The sequence below is a fragment of the Mucilaginibacter sp. SMC90 genome (genome assembly GCF_022811725.1).
In the GTDB taxonomy this organism is placed as follows: Bacteria; Bacteroidota; Bacteroidia; order Sphingobacteriales; family Sphingobacteriaceae; genus Mucilaginibacter.
Map to the genome: position 1 here is coordinate 3,776,398 of NZ_CP094527.1, position 25,860 is coordinate 3,802,257.

21 protein-coding genes and 1 pseudogene are annotated in these 25,860 nt (G+C 41.2%); 13 read left to right on the plus strand and 9 right to left on the minus strand.

The window, feature by feature from the left end; genetic code table 11:
* Positions 1–94: 94 nt before the first annotated feature.
* Genes MTO98_RS16200 through MTO98_RS16220 form a run of 5 tightly spaced genes read right to left on the minus strand, consistent with a single transcriptional unit; the run spans position 95 to position 3,654 of the window.
* A complete protein-coding gene (locus tag MTO98_RS16200; RefSeq protein ID WP_243487668.1) occupies positions 95–1,075 on the minus strand; it encodes a YihY/virulence factor BrkB family protein in 981 nt (326 codons plus the stop codon).
* An 11-nt stretch (positions 1,076–1,086) separates the two neighbouring features.
* A complete protein-coding gene (locus tag MTO98_RS16205) occupies positions 1,087–1,494 on the minus strand; it encodes a thioesterase family protein (protein WP_243487669.1) in 408 nt (135 codons plus the stop codon).
* On the minus strand, positions 1,494–2,543 hold the full coding sequence (gene mltG / locus MTO98_RS16210; protein WP_243487670.1) for an endolytic transglycosylase MltG: 1,050 nt from the start codon (positions 2,541–2,543) through the stop codon (positions 1,494–1,496). The genes MTO98_RS16205 and mltG overlap by 1 nt, the downstream gene beginning before the upstream one ends.
* 30 nt (positions 2,544–2,573) lie before the next feature.
* Positions 2,574–2,882 carry a rhodanese-like domain-containing protein gene (locus tag MTO98_RS16215; protein WP_243487671.1) on the minus strand — a complete coding sequence of 103 codons (309 nt, stop codon included), beginning with the start codon at positions 2,880–2,882 and terminating at the stop codon, positions 2,574–2,576.
* Positions 2,860–3,654 carry a PASTA domain-containing protein gene (locus MTO98_RS16220; protein WP_243487672.1) on the minus strand — a complete coding sequence of 265 codons (795 nt, stop codon included), beginning with the start codon at positions 3,652–3,654 and terminating at the stop codon, positions 2,860–2,862. The genes MTO98_RS16215 and MTO98_RS16220 overlap by 23 nt, the downstream gene beginning before the upstream one ends.
* Before the next feature lie 254 nt (positions 3,655–3,908).
* Here MTO98_RS16220 and MTO98_RS16225 point away from each other — a divergent pair, with 254 nt between their 5' ends.
* The 3 genes from MTO98_RS16225 to MTO98_RS16235 all read left to right on the plus strand — a co-directional run bounded on the left by MTO98_RS16225 (position 3,909) and on the right by MTO98_RS16235 (position 6,753).
* A complete protein-coding gene (locus tag MTO98_RS16225; RefSeq protein WP_243487673.1) occupies positions 3,909–4,898 on the plus strand; it encodes a D-alanine--D-alanine ligase in 990 nt (329 codons plus the stop codon).
* A 110-nt stretch (positions 4,899–5,008) separates the two neighbouring features.
* Complete coding sequence (locus MTO98_RS16230) at positions 5,009–5,644, plus strand: ABC transporter ATP-binding protein (protein WP_243487674.1); 636 nt, start codon at positions 5,009–5,011, stop codon at positions 5,642–5,644.
* Positions 5,644–6,753 (plus strand): hypothetical protein, encoded by a 1,110-nt coding sequence (locus MTO98_RS16235; protein WP_243487675.1) that lies wholly within the window; start codon positions 5,644–5,646, stop codon positions 6,751–6,753. The genes MTO98_RS16230 and MTO98_RS16235 overlap by 1 nt, the downstream gene beginning before the upstream one ends.
* Before the next feature lie 3 nt (positions 6,754–6,756).
* On the opposite strand, the gene prmC is transcribed toward MTO98_RS16235, so the two are convergent.
* The gene (prmC, locus tag MTO98_RS16240; protein ID WP_243487676.1) at positions 6,757–7,620 is read right to left on the minus strand and encodes a peptide chain release factor N(5)-glutamine methyltransferase; all 864 of its coding nucleotides are present in this window, start codon (positions 7,618–7,620) and stop codon (positions 6,757–6,759) included.
* 33 nt (positions 7,621–7,653) lie between these two features.
* On the opposite strand from prmC, the gene ribD reads away from it, so the two are divergent.
* The 6 genes and pseudogenes from ribD (at position 7,654) to bioB (ending at position 13,208) form a co-directional block, all read left to right on the plus strand.
* Positions 7,654–8,709, plus strand: coding sequence for a bifunctional diaminohydroxyphosphoribosylaminopyrimidine deaminase/5-amino-6-(5-phosphoribosylamino)uracil reductase RibD (ribD, locus tag MTO98_RS16245; RefSeq protein WP_243487677.1), 1,056 nt, complete (start codon positions 7,654–7,656; stop codon positions 8,707–8,709).
* On the plus strand, positions 8,710–9,588 hold the full coding sequence (locus MTO98_RS16250; RefSeq protein ID WP_243487678.1) for a DMT family transporter: 879 nt from the start codon (positions 8,710–8,712) through the stop codon (positions 9,586–9,588). It abuts the gene before it with no gap.
* Between the two features lie 9 nt (positions 9,589–9,597).
* The gene (locus MTO98_RS16255) at positions 9,598–10,212 is read left to right on the plus strand and encodes a YigZ family protein (protein ID WP_243487679.1); all 615 of its coding nucleotides are present in this window, start codon (positions 9,598–9,600) and stop codon (positions 10,210–10,212) included.
* A 92-nt stretch (positions 10,213–10,304) separates the two neighbouring features.
* Positions 10,305–11,657 carry a magnesium transporter gene (gene mgtE, locus MTO98_RS16260; protein WP_243487680.1) on the plus strand — a complete coding sequence of 451 codons (1,353 nt, stop codon included), beginning with the start codon at positions 10,305–10,307 and terminating at the stop codon, positions 11,655–11,657.
* Between the two features lie 44 nt (positions 11,658–11,701).
* Positions 11,702–12,079, plus strand: a pseudogene (locus MTO98_RS16265) (GxxExxY protein).
* 124 nt (positions 12,080–12,203) lie between these two features.
* A complete protein-coding gene (gene bioB, locus MTO98_RS16270; protein ID WP_243487681.1) occupies positions 12,204–13,208 on the plus strand; it encodes a biotin synthase BioB in 1,005 nt (334 codons plus the stop codon).
* Between the two features lie 265 nt (positions 13,209–13,473).
* Here bioB and MTO98_RS16275 read toward each other — a convergent pair whose 3' ends face one another.
* Genes MTO98_RS16275 through MTO98_RS16285 form a run of 3 tightly spaced genes read right to left on the minus strand, consistent with a single transcriptional unit; the run spans position 13,474 to position 18,369 of the window.
* Complete coding sequence (locus MTO98_RS16275; RefSeq protein WP_243487682.1) at positions 13,474–14,412, minus strand: glycoside hydrolase family 43 protein; 939 nt, start codon at positions 14,410–14,412, stop codon at positions 13,474–13,476.
* Position 14,413: 1 nt separating this feature from the next.
* The gene (locus MTO98_RS16280) at positions 14,414–15,181 is read right to left on the minus strand and encodes a response regulator (protein WP_243487683.1); all 768 of its coding nucleotides are present in this window, start codon (positions 15,179–15,181) and stop codon (positions 14,414–14,416) included.
* Positions 15,182–15,183: 2 nt separating this feature from the next.
* Positions 15,184–18,369, minus strand: coding sequence for a two-component regulator propeller domain-containing protein (locus MTO98_RS16285; RefSeq protein WP_243487684.1), 3,186 nt, complete (start codon positions 18,367–18,369; stop codon positions 15,184–15,186).
* Positions 18,370–18,926: 557 nt separating this feature from the next.
* Between MTO98_RS16285 and MTO98_RS16290 the strand changes: the two genes are divergently transcribed.
* From MTO98_RS16290 to MTO98_RS16305, 4 genes are all read left to right on the plus strand, one after another.
* Entirely contained in the window at positions 18,927–21,971 is a 3,045-nt protein-coding gene (locus MTO98_RS16290) for a TonB-dependent receptor (protein WP_243487685.1), read from the plus strand.
* A 10-nt stretch (positions 21,972–21,981) separates the two neighbouring features.
* On the plus strand, positions 21,982–23,646 hold the full coding sequence (locus MTO98_RS16295) for a RagB/SusD family nutrient uptake outer membrane protein (RefSeq protein WP_243487686.1): 1,665 nt from the start codon (positions 21,982–21,984) through the stop codon (positions 23,644–23,646).
* A 156-nt stretch (positions 23,647–23,802) separates the two neighbouring features.
* Positions 23,803–24,597 (plus strand): sialate O-acetylesterase, encoded by a 795-nt coding sequence (locus MTO98_RS16300; RefSeq protein ID WP_243487687.1) that lies wholly within the window; start codon positions 23,803–23,805, stop codon positions 24,595–24,597.
* Between the two features lie 168 nt (positions 24,598–24,765).
* Positions 24,766–25,851, plus strand: a complete 1,086-nt coding sequence (locus MTO98_RS16305; protein WP_243487688.1) for a 1,4-beta-xylanase — start codon at positions 24,766–24,768, stop codon at positions 25,849–25,851.
* The last annotated feature ends 9 nt before the right edge of the window (positions 25,852–25,860 follow it).

Genomic DNA, 25,860 nt, shown 5'->3' on the forward strand with positions numbered 1-25,860 from the left:
ACAAAAGTACAAATCTGAACCGAATTGCCAAATTTGAATTGTACTTTTTTTAACTTAATTAAATAATCTATATAAATTACTGATTAACAAAAAGTTAATTTTTTACTTGGCCAACTTTTTTGGCTCGGAAAGTGTTAAATCGTGGTTTTACAATGCGGATTGTTCGCTTGGAAAGCTCTACGGATGCGTTTAATTCAAAGCCGATGATCAAAATTAATGAGTTTATGTACATCCAGATCATGACCACAATGAGTGTACCGATGGAGCCGTAAACTTTATTATATGATGAGAAATTGTTGATGTAATAGGAGAAACCTAATGAAGTTAAAACCGCCAGCGCTGTAGCCAGTATGGAACCTGGATTTATAAAATTCCATTTCTTTTTATGTGCAGGGGCGTATCGATATAAACAGCCGATAGTTACAAAAATGATCACTACAATGATCACCCATCTGAACAGCATGACCGGGTAAACCCAAAAGTGATTTTCGGACGCCACATGCGATTGGATAAATTTAATTATCGATTGGCCCAGGATGAGTATAGAAACGGCCAGCAACAATGCAAAACTTATGGCTACAGTGATTCCTGTTGCTACCAGGCGTCGTTTAAGCCAACTCCGCTTATCTTCAATCAATGAGGACTTGTTAAAGGCTTTCATGAGATTGATGACCCCGTTTGTGGCAAAATATAAGGTTGAAAGGAAACCGAACGAAAGCAATTTGCCGTTTTGATTACTAACAATATCAAAAATAGTTTCCCTGAAGGCCAGATACGCATTTGTGGGCATTACAGAAGCCAGCACCATCATCAGGTTGTTCTTAAAGTGCTTTACAGGCACATAGGGGATAAGTGTGAACAAGAAGATGGTAGCCGGAAAAACGGCCAGCATAAAGCTGTAAGCCAGGGCATAGGCCCGGTTAATAAGCGAGTTATTGGTGATCTCTTTAACAAAGAAATCGATAACCGTATATAAAGGCAATGGCCTGAAACCCGGAATAATGACAGACTTTGTCCACTCGATAATATACCTGTAGAAACTAAACCGGAGCAAAAAGCGGTGCAGCCATTTCATTTACACCAAATCTACTTAAAAAAGGGCATTAATCTACCTGTAAAATCCTGCGGAGGGAGACACGGTCGGTTAGTTTTCATGTTGATGAATACCAATAACGTTTCGCCTGTATTAATGAGTTCGCCTTTCGGGTTTGTAAGCTCATATCTGAAATGGATGCGAATGCCAGGGAGCTTATCCATGATAACCCTGATACTGATCTCTTCGTCATATAATGCAGGCTTGAGGTATTTGCACTGAAGCTCAAGCACAGGCATCATAATGCCAGAATCTTCCATGCCTTTATAGGTAAGGCCAAGGCTTCGGAGCATCTCTACACGGCCAACTTCATAAAATTCGGCATAATTACCATAGTACATATAGCCCATCTGGTCGGTTTCGCCGTAGCGCACCCGTATTTTGGTGGTGTGCTCAAACATTACCTGAGGATCTTACGTTCGTTAAGGGCTTGCTGAAATTTATGGGCGTTAATTAAATGGTCGGCCACATTGGTAGCAAAGGCATGGTAGCCCGAAAAATCAGCTTTGGCACACATGTAAATGTAATCGTTCTTTTGATAGTTGAGCACCGCTTTTACAGCATTAACAGATGGCATCATGATAGGACCCGGAGGTAAACCTTTATGCAGATAAGTATTGTACGGCGAATTGTATGAAAGATAACGGGTTAGTACACGTTTTATGGTAAAATCATTCATCGCGAAGATCACTGTAGGGTCGGCGTCCAGTGTCATGCCTTTTTTTAAACGATTAAGATATAAGCCTGCGACAGCCGGCATTTCATCATCGTGCAGCGCTTCGGCGTCAACTATTGATGCCAGAATAGATACTTCCTGCGGAGTCAGGTTTATAGCTGCAGCTTGTTGTTTACGTTCTGAAGTCCAAAATGCCTGATAATGATCATACATCCTTTTGAAAAACTTTTCCGGACTTGTATTCCAGTACATCTGGTACGAATCGGGCATCATCATCGTATATACATTATCGGTTGTGAAGCCGTATTTGCTCACAAAACTTGTCGAATCGAGCAGTCTGATGATCGACATTGAATCGGGTTCGATCTTTTTTGAGATAAAACCTGCAAATTGCTCCTTAAGTCTTAATCCATGAAATTCGACCTTAACAGGCTCCTGTGTGCCCGACGCCAGCATATTGATAAGCTTGCGGTTACCCAGGCCCGCATGCAGACGGTATTTACCAGGCTTTACACGGGTAGTATAATTCATATTACGGGCCGCCCATGCAAACGAAGCAGTGTCTTTCACAATCCCCTCATCTTGTATGGTTTTAAAAACATCATTAAAAGTTGCTCCCGTATGGATATATAAATATTCTTGTTTATCGGTAACATTCGGGCCAAAATACTTAGCGTAATAGTTGTACCCTGTAAAACCCAATAACACTATGATAACGATTACCAGTGCTACGATAAATTTTTTGAACATGCCTCCTTGTTTTTTCTCGGTCATGATATTGAATAGATAGAGTGTTTGTTGTATTTATTTTAGTTTTTGAACAGCAATTAATCCGCCGCTTAAATTGCGCACATTGCTGTAACCATGCTGTTCAAATATAGCTTGCGCTGTTTCGCTCCTTAAGCCAACTTTGCAAATAACGATTATCTCATCAGTTTTGTTGTATCGTAATCCGTTAAGTGCATCTTCCAGTTTTGACAGCGGAATATTATTGCCTCCTATATTGTAGGTATGGTATTCAATAACCTCACGCACATCAATCAGGTTAAGGTTTTCGCCGTTGTTTAAGCGTTCGAGCAGTTCGGTTGCTTTAATTTGCCGGTGGGACTGCATCTGTTTTTGTGCCTTGTGAAACAGTTAAGTTGATACGGGTGCCGATACTTGTTTTGCTTAACGAGTCGGTTTTCATTGGATATTGCGACACCACGACCACGTTGGTGGAGTCGGTAATTGTGCCCTGGTAAGTAACGATACCAACAGTGAGCCCTGCGCCTTTAATTGCAAAACGGGCAGCATCCAGATCAAGATTTACCAGCTCGGGGATTTCTACCTCACTCGCACCTTCGCCATCTCCTAAAACAAGATCAATTTTTGATCCTTTAGGAAGCTTAGTGCCAGCTTTTATAACCTGGCCGCCAAAACGTACTTCCAGGATCCGGTCGCGGGCAATATCAGAGCGATAGGTTGTATCTCCAACCTTTAATCCATAATTTGATATAGTGGCCACAGCTTCACGGTAATTGCTTTGTTCAAGATCAGGCAGGGATACGGGCGGAGCCTGAAGAGTTACCATGGTAAGGTAAATCACCCGGTTTTCTTTAACGTTTGTTCCAGGATCAGGGTCCTGTTCAACAATAGTGCCGGGGGCTACGTCCTGTACATAAACAGAATCAATTTTATAGCCAAATCCCTGTTCTTTTAAAATATCCATAGCCTTGTCAATGGTAAGGCCTTTAAGCTTTGGTACAGGTATGCCCGAACCGTGGCGGGTGTAGTAACCAAGACTGAAAAATGCTATTAAAACAACGGCTATTACTGTCACAATAGCCATTAATAAGTTATTCCGGAATGATTTTGATTTTAAGTAAGCCCCAAATTTGCTCATCAGTATATGTAAGGGTAAACCTTTTAATTAAGTATCAAACATAAGGATTATTTTGGATATGGAATATTGGGATGTCGGATTTCGGATGTTCAACTTCGGAATGAATGAATTACTTAATTTGAAGAATTAGCATCCAAAAAATTAATTTTAGTGTTACATGCTATAATATTTATCCTAATTTCGAGATCGAAAAATTAGGCAAAAATAGCCGTCAATAAGAAATCCGAAATCGAACATCCGAAATCCGAAACAACATGAGTGTTAAAAATATAGCCCTTTTGGCCGGAGGCTTTACCGGCGAATACGAAGTATCCCTGAACAGTGCAAAAAACATAGCCGCCAACCTTGCAGCTAATAACAACTATAAAGTTTACACTATATTAATTACCCGCGACCGATGGTTTTTTGAAGCAGATGACACTACTGTTGACGTAGATAAAAATGACTTTACTATCACCCTTAACCAGGAAAAAATAAAATTCGATTTCGCTTTCATTACCATTCATGGCACCCCCGGCGAGGATGGTAAATTGCAAGGCTATTTTGATATGATGGGTATTCCGTATAATACCTGCGATGCTACGACATCGGCCATTACCATGAACAAAGCTTATACCAAAGCCATTGTGAATGGGATCCATGGATTGCACACCGCACATTCCATGCGTTTATTTGAGCGCGATGTGCATGATGTGGCCACCATAGCGGCTAATTTGAAGTTTCCGCTGTTTGTTAAGCCAAATAACGGTGGCAGCAGCGTGGGCATGAGCAAAGTGCAAAACATAGCTGGTTTGCCTGATGCATTGAACAGGGCATTCCAGGAAGATACACAAGTACTGGTAGAAGAATTTATTAAAGGCCGTGAATTTAGTATTGGTATAGCACGTTTGCATGGCAAAATAAAAGTGCTGCCTGCTACGGAGATCATTACTTCTAAAGATTTCTTTGATTACGAGGCTAAATATACAGATGGCGTAACCCAGGAAATTACTCCCGCCGACTTATCCGCCGAAAAGGTTGAAGAAATTGCAGGTATAGTTACCGAGGTATATACCCGGCTTAACTGTCGCGGTATGGCAAGGATAGATTTTATTTTGCTTGAAGGCAGTAACGATTTTTATTTTATTGAGATCAATACAACGCCGGGGCAGTCGGCCGCCAGTTTGATTCCACAGCAGGTACGTGCCGCAGGTATGGATGTTGGCGAGTTTTACAGCGCGCTGATTGAAGGGGCAGCGCTATAATTTCGAAATTGGGATTTTTGATTTCTAATTTATTGGGATAATTATTTAGAGACGCGTTTAAGGCGTCTCTTTTTATGTAACAACAGGTCCATTTTGTTATCAAACCAACAATGCTGCAATTTCAAAATTTTACAAAATCATACGGTAATTACCCGGCTTTAAAAATTGAAAACCTGCAATTACAGGCCGGTATCTACTGGATAAAAGGTGTAAACGGCTCCGGTAAAAGCACTCTGCTAAAATCTATTGCAGGGATATTGGCATTTGATGGCGACATTTTGATCGATAATAGCATCAGCATAAAAAAACAACCGGTAGCTTACCGTAAGCTGGTAAACGTCGCCGAAGCAGAACCCGTATTTCCCGATTTTTTAACGGGATCAGAAATGATCGCCCTGTTTGTAGATGCCAAAGATGCCCCAACAGGGCAGGAGGAACACTATATTAAAAGCATGGGCATGCAAAGCTTTGTTGAGCGCCCGGTTGGTACCTACAGCAGCGGCATGATGAAAAAGCTTTCCTTATTGCTGGCGTTTTTAGGCAAACCGAAATTGATCCTTCTTGATGAACCACTGATTACCATTGATACGGCATCGTTGGCAGTATTAAATACCTGGATCAGGGAAAGGCATGAGCAGGAGGGAACCAGCTTTTTATTATCATCGCACCAAATACTGGAGGATGGCTCATTGCCCATATCGGGCGAGTTATTAGTTGAAGATCAAACCCTAAAGTTTATCAGCTAATGAAACCGCTAACCAATGTATTGTTAAAAATATTTGCTGGTGGCTTTTTCCGTGTACACGCAGGAATCCTGTTGTTTATGTTTTTGGCGATGGTAGGGGTAGTGCCACCTCAATACCTGATAGGCTATCACAAAGCGCTGATGCTGGCTATGGATAGCAGTTCGGCAGTGATGGCGCTGGTATTTGCGGTCTGGCTAATTTATGCCGTTAAAAGCTGGCATTATGTATCCGGGCAGATCTTTGCCTCTGGTCAGCATTTTTTATTTTACAGCAGTAATTCTCTGAGTAGGGAGAAACAATTAAAAAGCTGGTTTGGGATACAGGCAGCTATATCATCGCCAATAATAGCTTATGCAATCATAACGATTTGTGTTGGCATTGCTAATGATTATTATCTGTTGCCGGTTTGCATTTTGTTGTACTTAATAACATTAAGCTATTTAAGCGCGGTTATTTATACAAGGCAAATCAACCGGCTTGTTGATGGCAGTAATCAATCTTTATTATTAAAGCTAAGCAGCAAATGGCGTAAGCCTTATTTCAGCCTATATATTTATCACCTGTTTGATAAGCGCAAAGTACCGTATTTGATCACCAAGGCATTGTCATGGCTTATTATTACCAGTGTATTTTATGTATTTGCCGATGTTAAAACAGATGCACGGGTAGCCGGCATAGCAATACTTGCTGTAGTCACAGCACACATTGTTTTGATATTTGAAGAACGGAAGTTTGAAGAGAACGGATTAGGTTTCTCCCGCAATTTACCTTACAGCAGACAAAGGCTCTTTTTGAATTTTACAGGTGTTTATTTCTTTTTGCTGATCCCCGAAGGTGTTTGGCTATTCAGCAGGTTTAACCCCTTGATGGCTACTGAATTATTACTATTGGCCTTAAGTACCACAATGTTGTTCCATTGCCTGCTTTATTGGTTCGGGCTTAATATGGACAAATACCTGCAATGGATTCTCGGGTTATTTATAGTACTGTTCTGGATCATTATGTTCAAGCTGCTTTGGGTGCTTATTCCATTAAATCTGGGTATAGCTTACTGGCTGTTTTACAGTAACTATTATAAGTTTGAGGGAGTAGTAAGCGATAAGCTCTGATGATTAAAATTGCGCTTTTATCATCCTGTCCCTGCCGCTCATATCTTTTCTTAACGATATGTTTTTAAATCCTTTATCTGTCAGTAGTTCTACTGTTTCTTTACCCAGGTTTTCATTGATCTCAAAGTAAATTAAGCCATCGGTAAGCAAATTATTCAAAGCAAAATCGGCTATAGCACGATAAAATATCAGCGGGTCGTGCTCGGGTACAAACAATGCGGTATGCGGTTCAAAATCAGTAACATTGCTATGCATCTGTTTTTTGTCATCAAGCGTTACGTAAGGAGGGTTACTTACGATAATATTATATCCAGCGCCTTCATTACCCGGTTTGGTATTTAAAATATCAGCCTGAATAAAATTAATTTCAACCTCATTTAGCATAGCATTTTCCTTAGCCGTTTTCAAAGCCCCCTCAGATATATCTATTGCAGATATTTCGGCATCTGCCAAGTTCTTTTTTAAACTAATGGCGATACAGCCGCTACCAGTGCCTATATCCAACAAACAAAACCTTTCACCTTTCGCCTTTAACCTTTCACCTTCTAAAATCCATTCTACAAGTTCCTCTGTTTCCGGACGGGGGATCAGTACGTACGGGTTCACTTTGAAAGGCAAGCCATAAAACTCGGTAAAGCCTAAAACATACTGAACAGGTTTTCCTGTTTTTAGCTCGATGAGGATATTTTTGATCCGTTCTGATTGTTCGGCAGTTAACGCTCTTTCAGAGAATGCTTTGATCGATGCCCTTGACATACCGGTAACTTCGGCAATAATAAGCAGCGTAATAGCTTCTGTTTCATTAATATCGTAAACGCCATTTATCTGCTGCCTGTAATCTTCAAAAACATCCTTAATCGTAATCATGCAACAAAGTAACATAAAAGCTACTTTTGCAGCATGCTTGAACATGAAAAATATATGCGCCGCTGCTTGGAGCTTGCCCAATTGGGCGCAGGTTATGTTAGTCCGAACCCCATGGTTGGCGCAGTTGTGGTTCACGATGGCCGGATAATAGGCGAGGGCTATCACCAAAAATATGGCCAGGCCCATGCCGAAGTTAACGCCATTGCCCAGGTTATCGAAAAGTTTGATAACCATGCTGAATTGCTTAAAAAATCAACCATATATGTTTCTTTAGAGCCCTGTGCGCATTATGGCAAAACACCTCCCTGTGCCGATCTGATCATCAAGCACCAGATCCCCAAAGTAGTAGTAGGCTGCCGCGACCCTTTTGCCCAGGTTGATGGCAAAGGCATTGAAAAACTACAGGCTTCCCGTATTGAGGTGACCACTGGCGTACTTGAACAGGAAAGCCAATGGCTTAACCGCCGCTTTTTTACTAAAGTACAAAAACACCGGCCTTACATTATACTAAAATGGGCACAAACACAAGACGGCTTTTTTGCCCTGGCAGATGGCAGCCAGTTCTGGATCACCGGTCCCGAGTCGAAAAAGCTGGTACATAAATGGCGGAGTGAAGAAGATTCAGTATTGGTTGGTAAAAACACAGTATTGAGCGATAACCCTCAATTGAATACCCGTTACTGGGAGGGCCCTTCGCCCAAACGTGTGGTAATTGACCGCAGGCTGGAATTAAATAAAGGGTTGAATGTATTTGATCAGTCGGCCGAAACGTTGATATTTAACGAGGTTAAGTTTGATGTGGACGGCAAAAACAGGTATATAGCGCTCGAGGATTTTGAACGTTTTGTGCCGCAGTATATTTTATACCAGTTATACCTTCAGGATATCCAATCGGTTATCATTGAGGGGGGCGCACGTACGCTTGAGGCATTTATTGAGGTTGGTCTCTGGGATGAAGCCCGGGTGTTTACCGGCGATAAAGTTTTGAACAAAGGCATAAAAGCGCCGCAAATAACAGGTATACTTGCCGAGGAATATCCCGTAGGCGCAGATCGTTTACAATTGTTATACAATAAGCCAGTTATATAAATGCTGTTCGTTTTTTTAAGTATTTGCTGTAGTGTTATCGTTTCTATTTTGCTTAAACTGGCAAAACGATACCACGTAGATGTTTACCAGGCCATCACCTGGAATTACTCTATGGCTATTTTACTTACCTGGTTATTTTTTAAACCACAGCTAAGTATTATTCAAAACGGACCTGTTTTTAATTACTTGGCTTTAGGCATCCTGTTCCCGGCCATATTTGTGATCATGGCAACATCGGTGCGTAAAGCTGGGATTGTACGTACAGATGTGGCACAACGCCTGTCCTTGTTCATCCCCATATTGGCAGCTTTTGTTTTATTTGGCGAAGCTACGGGGGCAATTAAGGCCATTGGTATTGTATTAGCATTTATTGCAATTATCTGTTCTGTTCCCTGGCAAAAATCTGCTGGTAATAAAGTGGAAAAAGGTTCATGGATTTACCTGTTAATTGTTTTCCTGGGTTTTGGTGTTATTGATGTGCTGTTAAAGCAGCTTACCAAAGTGAGCAATGTGCCGTTTACCACAGCCATATTTGTGATTTTCATTATAGCCTTCGTATTAACCTTTGCAGGTTTAATTTACCAGGTATCTACTAAAAAAACAAAGTTCTCCCTGCCGCAAATAGTTATAGGCTGGATCCTGGGGATAGCTAACTTTGGCAATATCCTGTTTTATTTAAAAGCGCACCAGGCACTGGCCAATAGCCCTTCGGCGGTGTTTTCTTCGGTAAATATTGGTGTTATTGTGGTTGGTACGCTGGTTGGTATCGTTATATTTAAAGAAAAACTGAGCCTGATCAATAAGATCGGCATAGCTGTAGCCGTACTTGCTATTGTTATTATTTATTTTCCCCAAACATTGGGTTTTCTGCACTTGTAATATTTTTGAATGCTTTTTGACGATACTTATAAAACTATAGAAAATCCTGCCGAAGGTATTTTTCGCGACCGGGGCAGCAAATTCCTGGCCTATGCTTTCCCTATCAATTCTGAAAATGATATCAAGGCTATTGTAGCTCAATTGAAATCAGAACATCCTAAAGCCAATCATCATTGCTGGGCTATGCGCTTAACTATTGATCGTTCTGTTTTCAGGGTTAACGATGACGGGGAGCCTTCAGGAACCGCAGGCAGACCGATCCTCAACACGCTTTTATCAAAAGATCTCACTAACCTGGTGGTTGTGGTTGTCCGTTATTTCGGGGGTACTTTATTAGGAGTGCCCGGCTTAATCAATGCTTATAAAGTAGCAACCGAAGAAGCATTAAACCAGTCGGTTATCATTTCGAAAACGGTAAATGACGTTTACACCGTGTCCTTTGATTACCTGCAAATGAACGATATAATGCGGATCATTAAGGATGAGAACCTTACCATACTTAATCAGCAATTTGATAATGATTGCAGTATCCAGCTTTCCATTCGTAAAACACAAGTTGAACAGGCACTTTTTAAATTGAGCAAAGTGAACGATACAAAGGTTAAGTATGACCACAGTATCTAACAGTTGAACCCCTTTACTTTACCAATCAGGGCACTGTTTTTGTGCTGATTTAATTCCATAATTCTGGTGTAATTGTTTTAATTTAGTCGGGTATGCAATCTTTTGACTTAGATAAAACCGACCTGCTCCGCATTAAAACAGCGCTCGAAGCTGATGATGCTGAGTTAGAGAATGTTCTGAAGGAATATCACGCCTCGGAGATTGCTATACTATTTGAAAAACTTCAGCAGGAAGAAAAAGAAAGGATCATAAATATCCTCCCGGCCGACGTTGCATCGGAAGTTTTATCCGAAATGGATGAAGAGCATGGCCCCGCCGAGTTGCTTGTAAACCTTGATCCCGAGAAACGTACTGAGATAGTTGAAGAGCTTGACTATGATGATGCTACCGACATTATATCCCAGCTTGACGAGGAAGACCAGCAGGAGATTTTAGAGGATCTTGATCATGAAGATGCCAGCAGCATCCGTGCGCTGATGACTTACGCCGAGGATACTGCCGGCGGTTTGATGAACTCGGAGATCATCAAGGTGAACATCAACCTTGATAAAAAGGATGCTTTGGATGAGATCATTCGTCAGTCGGAAGAGATGGAGGAGTTTTATACCATTTGTGTGGTTGATAATGATGACATCCTGAAAGGCATACTTTCCATCAAAACAGTTATTAAAGCCCGCGCCGATGCCCGGATCAGTGACCTGGTGACTACCGATTTTGTGTACGTAAAGGCTGATCTTGACCAGGAAGAAGTAGCCCGCCTGATCAAGCAGTATAACCTTACCAGTATCCCCGTTGTTGATGATCATATGAAACTGCTTGGCCGTGTTACGGTAGATGACATCATCGACGTAATGGAGGAGGAGAACACCGAGGACATCCTGAAAATTTCCGGTGTATCTGAAGATGAGGAATTAAGCGGTAACTGGCTTGAGGCTGTAAAAAGTCGTTTGCCGTGGTTAATAATCAACCTTGGCACGGCATTCCTTGCCGCATCCATCATCCGTAACTTCGATTCGACAGTTGCCAAGCTTTCTATTATATCCGCCTATATGACCATTATAGCGGGCATGGGCGGTAATGCGGCCACGCAGGCGTTGGCAGTAACAGTAAGGCGTATTTCATTAAGCGACCTTTCTGATAAACAGGCTTATAATACTGTATTAAAAGAATTTCTGGTAGGTATGATAAACGGTGCAGCCAATGGTGTCATCGTTTTTATAGTAGCTTTCTTTTACGATGCCAATCCGCTGCTTGGCCTGGTATTATTTTTAGCTATGACAGGTAATTTGATAATAGCCGGCTTAACAGGAGCTTCTATTCCGCTGATATTAAAGAGGGTAGGGATAGACCCGGCAGTAGCATCGTCCATTATCATTACTACTTTTACCGATTGTATTGGCTTTTTATTGCCCCTTTGGTTGGCTACGAAGCTTTTGTTGAAGTGATAATTTAATTATTTTTCTCGCAAAGGCGCTAAGACGCAAAGGGTATGGATGAAAATTCAATTTCAAAAATAATCGTAAATACTGCATACGAAATTCATACCCAACTTGGGCCGGGTTTATTAGAATCTGTTTACGAAGAAATTTTGTATTTTGAACTTTTAAGTCACGGCCTTAAAGTTGAAAGACAAAAAGGCATTTGTGTATTTTGGAAAGAAATAAAAATGGATATTGGCTTTAGGGCCGATTTGATTGTTGAGGATAAAGTGATTATTGAAATAAAATCGGTTACAGCTATATCACCAGTACATAATAAGCAAGTATAAACTTATTTGAAATTGTCAGGATGCAAACTGGGACTTTTAATTAATTTTAATGAACAGCTTATAAAATCAGGAATAACAAGAGTAGTTAACAATCTCTAATGCTTTGCGCCTTAATACTTTGACAAGTGAATGTGATAATGTTTGATGGAATTATAAATAATCTTTGAATCTTTGCGCCTTAGCGTCTTTGCGAGAGAATAAATAATATTTAATTTTTAAATCGATGACTGAAGTTAGACACAACTGGACGAAAGAAGAAATAGCTGAAATATACCATACGCCGCTGCTTGATCTGATATACAAAGCAGCTACTATACACCGTGAAAATAAGGATTATGCAGAGGTGCAGATCAGTTCATTGATCTCTATCAAAACCGGCGGATGCTCTGAAGATTGCGCTTATTGCCCGCAGGCTGCCCGTTATAATACAGGTGTTAATGTACACGCTATAATGCCCAAAGATGAAGTTATTGCTGCTGCCGAAAAGGCAAAAGCCGGCGGTGCATCACGTTTATGTATGGGTGCTGCCTGGCGCGAAGTGCGCGATAACCGCGACTTTGATAAAGTTATTGACATGGTAAAGGCTGTAAACAGCCTTGATATGGAAGTTTGCTGTACCCTGGGCATGCTTACCGAAAGCCAGGCACAGCGCTTAGCCGATGCCGGTTTATATGCCTACAACCACAATCTGGATACATCTGAAGAGGATTATAAACGCATTATCACTACCCGTACATATGATGAACGCCTCAAAACGCTTGAACATGTGCGCAAAGCTAAAATCACTGTATGTAGCGGCGGTATCATAGGTTTAGGCGAAACTGTGGAAGACAGGGTATCTATGTTAAAAACATTATCAAACCTGCCTAAGCACCCCGAGTCAGTGCCTATTAACGCTTTGGTACCTGTAGCAGGAACCCCGCTGGCCGATCAGCCGCGTGTTTCTGTTTGGGATATGGTACGTATGATTGCTACAACCCGCATCATCATGCCTAAAACCGTAGTGCGTTTGTCTGCAGGCCGTACTGAGATGAGTACCGTTGAACAGGCATTCTGTTTTATGGCCGGTGCCAATTCTATTTTCGCAGGCGAAAAACTGCTTACCACGCCAAACCCATCGTTTGATACAGATATGGCTATGTTTGAGTTATTGGGTTTATCGCCACGTAAAGCCTTTAAAAATGGCCGTCCTAATGAAGTTAAAGAAGAAATTGAAGTAGCCGGTTAAAACAATTTTAAAACAATAACAAAAGAAGCCGTGCATTATTGCTACGGTTTCTTTTGTTTTAGAGATAATTTAAAACATTTGCACCTGTTAAAGATAGCTGGCAGGCTCAGGGCAAATAGTAGGAAACTGCTTGAGAATGGAAAGTATTCATTACCAATTGTTTACCAAACAGTAATGAAATTTTATTTACTTGTAACGATACTCATCAATATTAAACAGCTTCCAAATGAACGGTTGTTTTTCTAAAGCGAGTAATACGAAGTGATTACTCTTCCTGTTCCAAATAGCGAAACGATCCGCGTTTAATTGAAATAATAGCTGGATTGCTATTTGATGTAGTTATTTCAACAATACCGGTTTTTCGCTTGCCTGTATTTTCGTTTGATTCGTGTGTATGCAATACGTAGTACGTTTTTTTATCCTTCCCCAAAAACAAATCTCCGTGTCCCGAGCCGTTTTGCCCTGTATTTGCTCTGCTTATAATAGGATTTCCGCTGTATTTTGTCCATGGGCCAACAGGTGATGGGGATGTTGCATAACCTACTGCATAATCGATATTTCTGAAATCATTGGCCGAATAAAACAAGTAATATAAGTTGCCTATTTTCTTTACTGTTGGCCCTTCTGATACTGGCCAGTTTGTATTGGCGGTATTTTCCCATCCCTGCTCTGCGTGGATGCATTCAGTTATACTGTTTTCATCAACGTCCTCCAATCCGTTTTTAAAACGGGCGCAAAAGATACGGTTGCCTTCCTGAAGCCGTACAAAATATAAATAAAGTTCACCATTGGTATCCATGAAAATAAACGGATCAATTTGTTTGCCGCTCACGGAGATGGATTTAAGAACAGTTTGTTTAAAAGGGCCCAAAGGGTTATCACTTTTTGCTATAGCAATATGCTCGTCTGCAGTGTAAGCCATAAAATATTCATTCTTATACTTAAACACCTGTGGTGCCCAAAAGCCTTTGGTTCCGTAGCTTTCGCCTTTCAATAAGGCGTTTTTGCTATGCTGATGCCAGTTTTTCAGATCAGTTGAAGTATAAACCCCAAATCCGTCCTGCGCGCCGGTACCGTATAAGTAGTAGGTTCCCTCATCTAAAAATATTGTAGGATCGGCAAGCCTGATCGGGATTTTATTAGTTTGGGCATAAGTGCTTGCAAATGCAACGCAAAGCAGGAGGGTTATTATTTGTTTTTTCATCTTATATTTCTTTATGCAATGAATTCATATACTCCACCGGGGCGGCGTTAAAATGTTTTTGAAAGTTTTTGTTAAAAATACTTTGAGAACTGTAACCTACCATTCTCGCTATTTCAGAAAATGAAAACTCATTTTGCGCTATTAAACGGGCTGCTTTTTTTAAACGGGTAACATCAATAAGTTCCTTTGGCGAAAGAGAGGAGAGCGATTTTATTTTTCGATAAAATGTGGGGCGGCTCATGTTCATATGATCGGCAAGTTTATCAATGTCCATATTAATATCGCGGATGTTTTTACGAATATATTCGTCAAGCTTCTTTAAAAACGCCTCATCTGTTTTTGAGTGGGCCATTACCCGTACATCTTCGAAAGGCGAACTGGCAAAATGGGCCTTGATCTTTAAGCGATTGGTTAAAAGGTTAGCTATCTGTACCTGTAATAACTCCGGAGAAAATGGTTTTTGAACATAAAGATCTGCACCCACTTCCAAGCCCTCTATGTGGGCTTTATATGTATTTTTGGAGGTTAACAACACTATTGGGATATGACAAAACTCAACATTCGACTTAATTAACCTGCAAAGCTCGAAGCCATCAATCCCAGGCATCATGATATCCGATATAATGAGGTCGACTACTTCTTCGTTCAGGATGTTTTGAGCAATTTCACCGTTGGCAGCTAAATGAAGTTTATATAAGTCACCTAAAACATCTGATAAAAATTCCAGGATCTCTTCGTTATCGTCTATGATCAAAATACTGTTGTCCATACTTATTCTATTTTTTTCCAGCTCCCCAATCTAAACTCAATTTCTTGATGTACGGGTAATAATAGTTCAAAAACGGTTAAATCAGTGTCATCAGTCACTATTTTTAATGAACCATTGTGCAAATGAGTTAATGATTTAGCCAGGGAAAGGCCAATTCCGGTGCCTGGCTTGTCGTTTCCGCGCATCCTGAAGAAGGGTTCAAATACCCGTTCTCTAAAGTCAGGAGGTATAGTTTTGCCATCATTACTGAATCTGATAGTAAATGTTTCGTCAGCAGTATTAAATGTTGTTAACGAGATAATAGCCTTGGTTGACGCATATTTAATGGCATTAGATACCAGGTTGCTGCAAATTTTCACTAAGGCTTCCCTGTCAACAAATGCGATTAAATGGTCGTCTGGCAATTCAAGCCGTAAATCAATATTATTTTTCTGTGCTTCCTGTACAAAACCTGTTATCAATTCTTCCAGCAGGCTTGTGATATCTGCATTTACAAAATTCAACCCGAATTGATGCATCTCTGTTTTACGAAAATCAAGCAGCTGGTTTGTTAATTCGGCTAAACGTTTAGCGTTTTTATCAACCATCAGCAAGCTTTTTTTAATACCCGGTTGCTCCTCCGTTTTTTTAATCAACCATTCAACAGGGCCAACAATTAATGTTAACGGTGTTTGAATTTCATGGGCTATGTTAGTGAAAAACTCAATTTTTGCTTCGTAGATCTCTTTCTTTTTTTCATGTTCAAATAACTGAAGCTTGTTCTGATTTTTACGCTCCAAATAACGATGATAATAACGAACTGAGAGATAAAGGATGATTGCTAAAAGGCAAAGGTAAATACAATATGCAGGCACACTTTTCCAGATAGGGGGCAAAATTTTAATAAACAGATGGCGTTCCTTACCTCGCCAGTTGCCGATGTTGCTTTCTGCACTTACGATAAATGTATAATATCCTGGCGCAAGATCGGTGAAGTATGCGTTTCGATTGCTGTTTAAATAGGTCCAGTCTTTATCTAAACCCTTCATGAAGTATTTATACCTCGTAACTTTTGGTGAAGAATAATTGAGCGCAGCAAACTCAATACTGAAATTATTTTGATCGTGTGCTAAAACAATGGTATCGGTAAACAAAATCGATTTTGAAAGCGGACCGTTTTTATCATCAGGCGCTATTTCTTTATTATTGATCTGAAAACCGGTGATGTAAGTAGGCGGCGGAACTTCTTCCGCTTCAAATTGAGATGGGCTGAACGCGATCATCCCTTTTACAGAACCGAAATACATTTTGCCGGCACTATCCTTATAAGCGGAGTTATAATTAAACTGATCGGTTATCAACCCGTTTGATTGTGTGTAAGTTTTAGATTTTTCGGTAATAAGATCAAAGCAAATCAAACCTTTTAGTGAGCTTATCCAAAGATGTTTTGAGTTATCTTCCAAAATACTCAGTATCACATTGCTGGGCAAGCCGTTTTCGGTGGTGAATTTTTTTATGGTTTTTAAATCTGGAGATAGCTTTACCAAACCTCCGCCATCTGTAGCAAACCAAAGGCAATGATTGCTGTCTTCCAATATATTATGAATGGCAAACTCATTGATGTATTTTCCATTTATTTTATCACCAAAGCGGACATTACCGTGGTGTCCGGTTTTCGGGTTGTAGTAAAATGCCCCTTGTGATACGCTGCCCGTCCAGATATTTCCTTGTGCATCTTCCTTTATATCAAAAACATAGGAGTTATAAGGGATTTGTTTGATTCGGCTGAAGGTTTTGAGCTGCCTGTTATAAACAAAAAGCCCGGAACCATGGTAAGCTGTACCTACAAGCAAAGTACTGTCTTTAGTGAGGTAAATACAAAGTACAAAATCACTTGCCCTGCCATTTTCGTTGCCAATGAGCTTAAAACGGTCGGTCACCAAGCCGGTTCTCATATCCATTACTTCCATTCCATGATAGAACGGGCCGATAAACAGTTGATTTCCGAGTGCCAGTAAACCATGAATGTTTGGATAGGAGATAGCACCCTTTTTTCCGGAGGCACTGAAAGTGGTAAATTTTCCGGTTTTTAAGTCAAGTTTATTAAGCCCTGCATCCTCTGTGCCAATCCATAAATTACCCTTTTTATCGGAGATAATTTCCCTGACGGCATCGCCTGATATGGAATTAGCGCCTTGTAACGGATAATATTTCTCAAACCTTGCGTTGTCTTTTGAATAGTAATTTACGCCACTAAAAAAAGTACCGGCCCAAATACCTCCTTGTTTATCCTTGCAAATAGTATAAACTGCATTATCACCAAGCGAAAACGGGTCGCCAATTCTTTTCTGAAGATGGATACTTTTATTTTTAACTATGTCATAAATAAAAATGCCCGACTCCGTTGCTACCCAGTATTCCTTATTGTCGCCGGCAGTGATATCGCGCACGTATATCTCGGCATTTTTATCGTTGCTAAGGGCTACTGAACTGATAGCTCCTGTTTGAGGATTAAAGCGTTTCAGCCCTTGTTTAAAACATCCTATTAGGGCGTCATTTTTACTAATGGGATATATTTTGCTTATAGACCGCAGATTTGCCGGTACCTGCTCACTAATTATCCTGATTTTATTGATCGGCTTTAATTGGGACGTAACAATGCTAATGACCCCATCGTCGTTTCCGAGCCACAAATTCTTGTTTTGATCGATAGCGATACAAGAGGCTGAAATTTTAAGGCCTGTTACCGTTTCGCTTTGTTGATCGTATTTATGCAGGCTAAAATTGGCGAGAAACCATAAATTATCTTCACTGTCAATTAAAACATGACTGATATAACTTTTCGGGGCTTTATCAAGTAAGGTGAAGATCTCTTTGTAGGGATTGTATTTATAAAGGCCTTTACCGGTGCCTATCCATAACATGCCTTTTTTGTCCTGGGCAATGGCTGTAATGATATTGTTTCCGATGTTTCCAAACCTGTTTTTTTTGTTTTTGTAGGTTACAAAGTTATATCCGTCAAAACGGTTCAGACCTCCGCGGGTTCCAATCCAGATTAAACCTTTATTATCCTGAATAATGGATGTGACCGAGTTGTGCGCCAGCCCTTCGTCGCCCTGGTAGTGTTTAAAATAGTATTGTGCGCTGCAACGCGAAGCCGGAAGCTGTAATAGCAGGCTAATTGAAATGATATAACAGAGCAGGCGCATAATTGATTGACCAAATATAGTTAAACAGGCCGATTGCCATTGTAACGCGTTTGTTTTATCAATTGCGAAGCACTCTTAGGTATTCTGTTATATACTCATAATGAATATGTTACTTGCTGTTTCGGTTTCCTATTGCCTCGTAATTTGAGACAAATCGACAAAAAGTTGAACAAATTATGCAAATCACATTCCCTTATTTTGACATTCAATAAACCACAATAACAATAGCCTTACGGGGATTTTTAATTGCTGATAGTTCTGACAAGAGCATCTTAGCTATATCAATGTGCTACAACTAAGGTTTTTCGGAAACTTAGTTTGCCAGACGTTATGCAAAATTAACATGCCAATTAAACCACTAAACCAATACAATATGAAATCTTATAAAACATAAAAACGATGGTATCCAAAGTCTCGGGAGCTCAGTAAAAAGCGCCGGGTGTTTTTGAAATTAAGTGCCGCATATTCTTTGCCCCATCAGTGAAAAGCGCTTTAATACAGAGTTATTAACCTATTAATAAACCCAATCTCAAAATATGAATTATAAATATTTACTCATGAAAATTAGGAGAGTAGCATTTTTACCCTTATTTGCATTATTCTCGCTAATAAGTAGCTTACCTGCCATTGCCCATCCCGGTTTTTCCGTTTACAATTCCGGCAATGAAATTTCGACGCGAACAACAAAAGAGCCTGCAGATGCTATAAATATTACCGGTAAAGTAATAGATGAAAAAAGCGGTGAACCGCTGCCCGGTGTTACCGTAAAAATTAAAGGTACAAGCAACGGAACGGTGACAAACACAAATGGTATATATACAATAAGCGTTCCGAATGCAGAAACGGTACTTGTATTTTCATTTCTTGGTTTTGATCAGCAGGAAAAAATTGTAGGCAGTTCTAAAATTATCAACATTGCCTTAAAGGCCAGTCAAAGCAATCTTAACGAAGTTGTTGTGGTTGGTTATGGCACACAAAAAAGACAATATGTTACAGGGGCGGTATCGAGCGCAAATCTCAATTCCTTTCGTGATGCACCCAATACCAATATTGCCCAAAATTTACAAGGAACGGTGCCAGGCTTAAACGTAGGCCCCGTAACTGTTTCCGGTTCAACTCCTACAATTACAATCCGCGGGCAAAACACCATCAGCGGGAATAAAAATGTGTTGATCATTTTAGATGGGGTACAATACAACAACTCCCTTAGTTCCATCAATCCGGATGATATAGCATCTATCGATATATTAAAAGATGCGAGCTCCACCGCTGTATATGGTGCCCAGGCAGCTAATGGCGTTATACTGATAACCAGTCGCAAAGGAGCAAACAATACAAAACCAAGGGTTAATATCTCTACATCATACGCTACAGAAACCCCGGCGGGCGATACTCATCCTATGGAACGCGACGAGTACCTGCAACACGTAAAAAACCTTTACTATACCAAAGCATTTCTTGCGCCAGACTACACTACGCCCGATCCAAGCTTTAACCTGGCACTATATGTGGACCATACGCAACGTGATGCTTCCAATAACCTGGTGCCTACGGATTTTAACTGGTATAAATCGGGCACAAAGACGGGCTTTATCAATGATAACCAGGTAAGTATTTCGGGAGGTGGAGAGAAGGTAAATTACCTCTTATCTGCAGCCTATACTAACCAATCCGGATATATCATCGACGACCTGTTTAAGCGTAAAAATTTGCGTACCAACTTAGAGATACAGCCTGAAAATTGGCTGAAGGTGGGAGTACAGGCATTTGGTTCGTTTGTAAATAACGATGGGGCAGAACCTTCACTGACCGACTTATTTCAAATGGGCCCGTTAAATACACCATATAACGCAGACGGCAGCCTGAACCCGTATCCGATGGGTACTAACCAGGTTAACCCGTTCTTAGCTTCCAACGTTGATGACTTTGAAAGGCACAATTATCTTTTCGCCAACCTGTATGGTCAGATAGATTTTCCGTTCCTCAAAGGATTAAGCTACAGGCTTAATTTCGGAAATAATGCACGAACTGATGAGCATTATTTTGCCAGCCAGTATGGTGCCGGCTTAACAGGATCAGCCTATAAAAACAGTGAACAATACTATGATTACACCCTGGATAATATACTGACCTACAACAAGAGCTTTAAAAAACATAGTATTACAGCAACATTACTTTATGGTGCCGTACAGCGTAAAGACGAATCGACCGGAGCATCAGCCAATGGTTTTACCCGCCTCACATTAGGATATAATAACTTAGGCCAGGGTACAAATCAATTTGCTACATCAAACGCATGGTCGGAGCAGCTTAATTATCAAATGGCGCGTATCAATTACGCTTATGACGGCCGTTACTTGTTAACGGGTACTGTTAGGCGTGATGGCTACTCAGGCTTTGCCGCTAATAATAAATATGCCACTTTTCCATCGGTTTCCCTGGGCTGGTTGTTTTCTGATGAACCCTTTATACATCTGCCCTGGCTTGATAATGGAAAGCTCCGGGCCTCATATGGTGTAAGCGGTAACCAAACAGCACGCTATTATTCGCTCGATCAGGTTTCAACCCAACCGGCATATGTATTTGGCGATGGGGGTACAACCCAGTACGGCCAGTATGTATCTACCTTAGCTAATCCTAACCTTAAATGGGAGCGTACCTTCGAACTTAACTTCGGTCTTGACTTTTCGATATTTAAGGGCCGGCTTTCAGGCAGCGTGGATTATTATGACCGGCATACTAAAGATCTTTTGTTTAGCGTGCAGATCCCTACCATTACAGGTTTTGGCAGCATAAATACCAACGTGGGCGAAATCTCCAATAAAGGTGTCGAAATTTCACTTTCCTCAAAAAATATCGTGGGGAAATCCTTTAACTGGAACACTACATTCGCATTTTCGCGCAACATAAATAAAGTGGTTAGCCTGTTGGGTACAGGTGATCTCGTTTCCAGCAATTTGTTTATAGGGCAATCTGTTAATGCGGTGTACGGATACAAAACCAACGGCATTTACCAGGTTGGTGAAACCCCGCCTTCGGGTTATTATACGGGAAACTTACGCATTGTAGATAATAACGGTGATGGAAAGATCACTACAGATGATCGTACCATTTTGGGCAGCGCAGATCCTGCATACCGTTTTAGTGTGCTTAACACGTTCAACTATAAAAATTTCTCCCTCAGTGCGTTCATTAATTCTGTTCAGGGCGGCAGTAATGGTTATCTCGGCAGTAATTCGCCGGCGCAGCAATTAACGGATAACAGCGTACGCTGGAACTCAATGAGTGGCATAGATTTTTGGAATCCCAGCAATCCCAATGGCCGTTATCCGATGTTCATTAACTCGCCTACAATTACCCCAACTCAATACTTCAGCCGCAGTTTTGTAAGGCTGCAGGACGTTACATTATCCTATAAAATCAATAACAGCTTTACCAAACGCCTGGGTATACAGAATCTATCCATTTTCGCCAGCGGCAAAAATATCCACACCTGGACTAAATGGCAGGGCTGGGATCCGGAAATCGCAAATGGAGGGCTAACTATCAGCGGCCGCCCATTGCTTAAAACTTATTCTCTCGGACTTAATTTGACGCTTTAATCCAACTATCATGAAGAAGATATTTTATTCAACAACTTTATTATTTATTCTCAGCACAATTTTCTCGTGCAAAAAATCATTTCTGGATGAGAAGCCGTTGGATTTCCTGAGTGGCTCAAACGCCTATCAAACTTATGCCGATTTTACTATTGCGGCCAATGATATTTACCGTGTAGTGCGCCTGGAGTTTTATACCCGTGATGAAAGCACGCCTTTTGATTATATGTTTGGCTGCGACATTGTTTATGACGGGCAACCGGCAACAGCACGCCATACGCCAATGGCTTCGGCCTATGCGCCAACCGGAAGTATCCCAACTTCGCATTGGTCGGCGTTTTATAAAATCATCTCTGAAGCTAACGCAATTATAAGTCGGGCCCCCGCTTCGGCCATGACCGACGATCAGAAAAAGCTTGTTACAGCTAAAGCAAAGTTTTTCAGAGGGTTTGCTTACCGTACGCTGGCATATCTTTATGGTGGGGTGCCATTAATTACAGAAGAAGTAACAAGTCCAAAAACCGATTTTACAAGGGCATCCAAAAGTGATGTTTATGCGCAGTGTATTGATGATTTGAAATTTGCAGTCGATAACCTGCCATCTATTAATAAGGTTTTGGATGGGGAGATTAACAGCCAGGCTGCCGGGCACTTACTGGCCGAAGTATACCTGGCCGCAGGTCAGTTTCAGAATGCTGTTGATGCATCTACCAAAGTGATCAGCGATGCCAACGTACATTTGATGACCTCAAGATTTGGTTCAAAGGCTAATGTTACCACTGGGAACGTTTATTGGGACCTTTTTCAACCTAATAATCAAAACCGGACAACCGGCGGAAATTTTGAAGGGCTTTGGGTGATCCAGCTTGAAACCGATGTACCGGGCGGGTCGTCAGTATCAACCGCAATGGGCGGTAACTACCTGCTTGAACGAAATGCAGGTCCTAACCTCTCATTGATAACAGGCGTAACGCCCAACCCTTTTTTGTGGCCTGTTGATGATTTAACAGGTGGCCGCGGTATCGGCTGGGCTATTTCTACCAGGCATTTCAGTGATGAAATTTGGGCAAGCGATTTTGATAACGATATCCGTAACGCCAATATTAACTTTGTGCGGAGTTTCACTGCAACAAATCCGGCTTCTCCTTATTATAAAAAAGTTATCTCTACCCAGGCCCCTATACCTGGCATTACCGTTCCTTCGAGACAGTTTTATGCGTACGAAGCTAAATGCACCACTCCGGGTGCACACCCTACAAATCTCATCATGAATGCATCCAACGGTTTGCTTAAAGCAACGGCAGGTGGCACCTATCTGGATCAATACATGTTCAGGCTGGCAGAAACCTATTTCATCAGGGCCGAAGCATATCTCGGCCTTAATAACCCAACCGCCGCTGCCGCCGATATCAACGCCGTAAGGGCAAGATCGAACGCCAAGCCAGTGGACCCCGCCAATGTGAATATAGATTACATACTTGATGAGCGTTTACGCGAATTGGGGTATGAGGAGAAGAGGCGGCTTACTTTAATGCGGCTGGGATTGTGGTATGACAGGGTTAAACGTTTTAATCCTTACTACAGCGATGCGCTACAAACATATAATCTGTGGCCTATCCCACAATCAGAAATGGAACGTAACAATACTGGCACGCTTATTCAAAATCCGGGATATTAATTAATTTGCCCTTGCGGATGTTAAAGGCTGGCCGATGCTTATTAATAAGAGCTGCAGGCCAGCCTTTAGTTAATTATTAGTGAATGATGAGGCTGTTGAAGGCCCTTTAGTTAGTTCTTCATTTGATGTGTGCTTTTTTTATCGAAAAAAAATCTGATGCGTACTAAACTTACTTTTTTAATATCGCTTTGGGGACTCTTGATGTGGAGTACATCTGTGGTTGTTGCACAAACAAGTAAACCAGATTCCAACTTTCATATTTACCTGCTAATGGGACAATCAAATATGGCCGGCAGGGGGCAACTATCAGAAAAATACAAAGCAATACATAACGACCGGGTTAAGGTACTGAGCAAAGACTTTAACTGGATTACTGCGCACCATCCGCTGCATTATGAAAAACCGGCTGTTGACGGCGTGGGGCCGGGTTTGTCATTTGGAATAGCGATGGCGAAAAGACATCCCGGGATCATCATCGGTTTAGTCCCTTGCGCCATTGGCGGCTCACCAATTGAACATTGGGTGCCGGGAGCATTTGACCCGCCTACCAAAACATATCCATGGGATGATGCCGCAAAGAAAATTGCTTATGCCATGAAAACTGGTGTAATCAAAGGTGTAATATGGCATCAGGGCGAATCCGACAGCCATCCCGAACTCGCTGCCGTCTATTTAAAAAACCTACAGGCACTCATTAAGCGGATCAGGGAGGTTACCGGCGATAACAATTTACCTTTTATTGCTGGAGAACTTGGGCGGTTTTATAAAGAAAACAGCACTATTAACGCTCAGTTACAAAAACTGCAGTCGCTGGTACCTTTTACGGCAGTAGTGTCATCTGAAGGACTGGTGCACAAAGGGGATACACTGCATTTTGATAGCCGGTCTGCCGATAAGCTGGGTAAACGGTACGCCAAAAAAATGCGTGAGGTACAGTCCGCATCAAATTAACTATGTATTTGATTTTTCAAATTGAGACAAATCGACAAAAAGTTGAACAGATTTTCCAGATGCCAATGGCTTACTTTGGTTTCAAAATAAATCCAATAATAAATCGTACTGCAAATTCTATTAAAGACAATATAGTCAATCGTATTTTTCAGTACACAGCTAATTTTTATGAAATTTAAGATACTAACCTTAATTATTGCAGGGGTAACTCTTACTACAGCCGCTTTTTCTCAAAGCAAGGTGATCAGTCCTGATAAAGTTTGGACAGCCGAAAAGGCTGATGAATGGTACAAAAAACAGCCCTGGCTTGTTGGTGCCGACTACATCCCGGCAACAGCCATAAATCAACTGGAAATGTGGCAGGCCGATACTTTTGATGCAGCTACCATAAACAAAGAACTTGGTTGGGCCGAAGGCATTGGGATGAATACGATGCGGGTGTTTTTGCATAGCCTTGCCTATAAAGCCGATCCCGCAGGATTTAAATCACGTATCAACCAGTTTTTGACAATTGCCGATAAGCACCACATCAGGCCGTTATTTGTTTTTTTCGACGATTGCTGGAATAAAGTGCCTCAAATTGGCAAACAGCCCGCGAAAAAATTAGGGATCCATAATTCGGGTTGGATGCAGGACCCCGGCGACCCGGCTTACAAAGAAACGTCGGGTTACCCGGCCCTGGAAACGTATGTAAAAGATATACTAAAAACCTTTTCGCACGATAAGCGCATACTACTTTGGGACCTTTACAACGAACCTGGAAATAGCGGCAAGGTAAGTACCAGCCTGCCTTTGCTTATTAAAATATTTACCTGGGCGCGGGAGGTAAATCCGGAGCAGCCTGTAACAGCAGGCCTTTGGAACTGGAGCGAGAAGTTTAGTGAACTTAACAAATTTCAGCTGGCAAACTCAGATGTTATTTCATACCATTGCTATGACAACCCTGCCGAGCATTTGCGCACAATTGAACTTCTGAAGCTTTTTGGCCGGCCTTTAGTATGCACCGAATACATGGCCAGGCCGCGTAACAGCACCTTCGCAAACACATTGCCGATACTAAAAAAACAAAATGTTGCGGCTATTAACTGGGGCTTCGTTGACGGAAAAACTAACACTAAATATGCCTGGAGTGCCCCAATGCCTGATGGTGCCGAGCCCGCATTGTGGTTTCATGAGATTTTTAAAGCCGATGGAACCCCTTATAAAAAAGAAGAAACAGATTTAATTAAAGAGCTAACAGCTGCTAAGCCGTAACTCATTAAC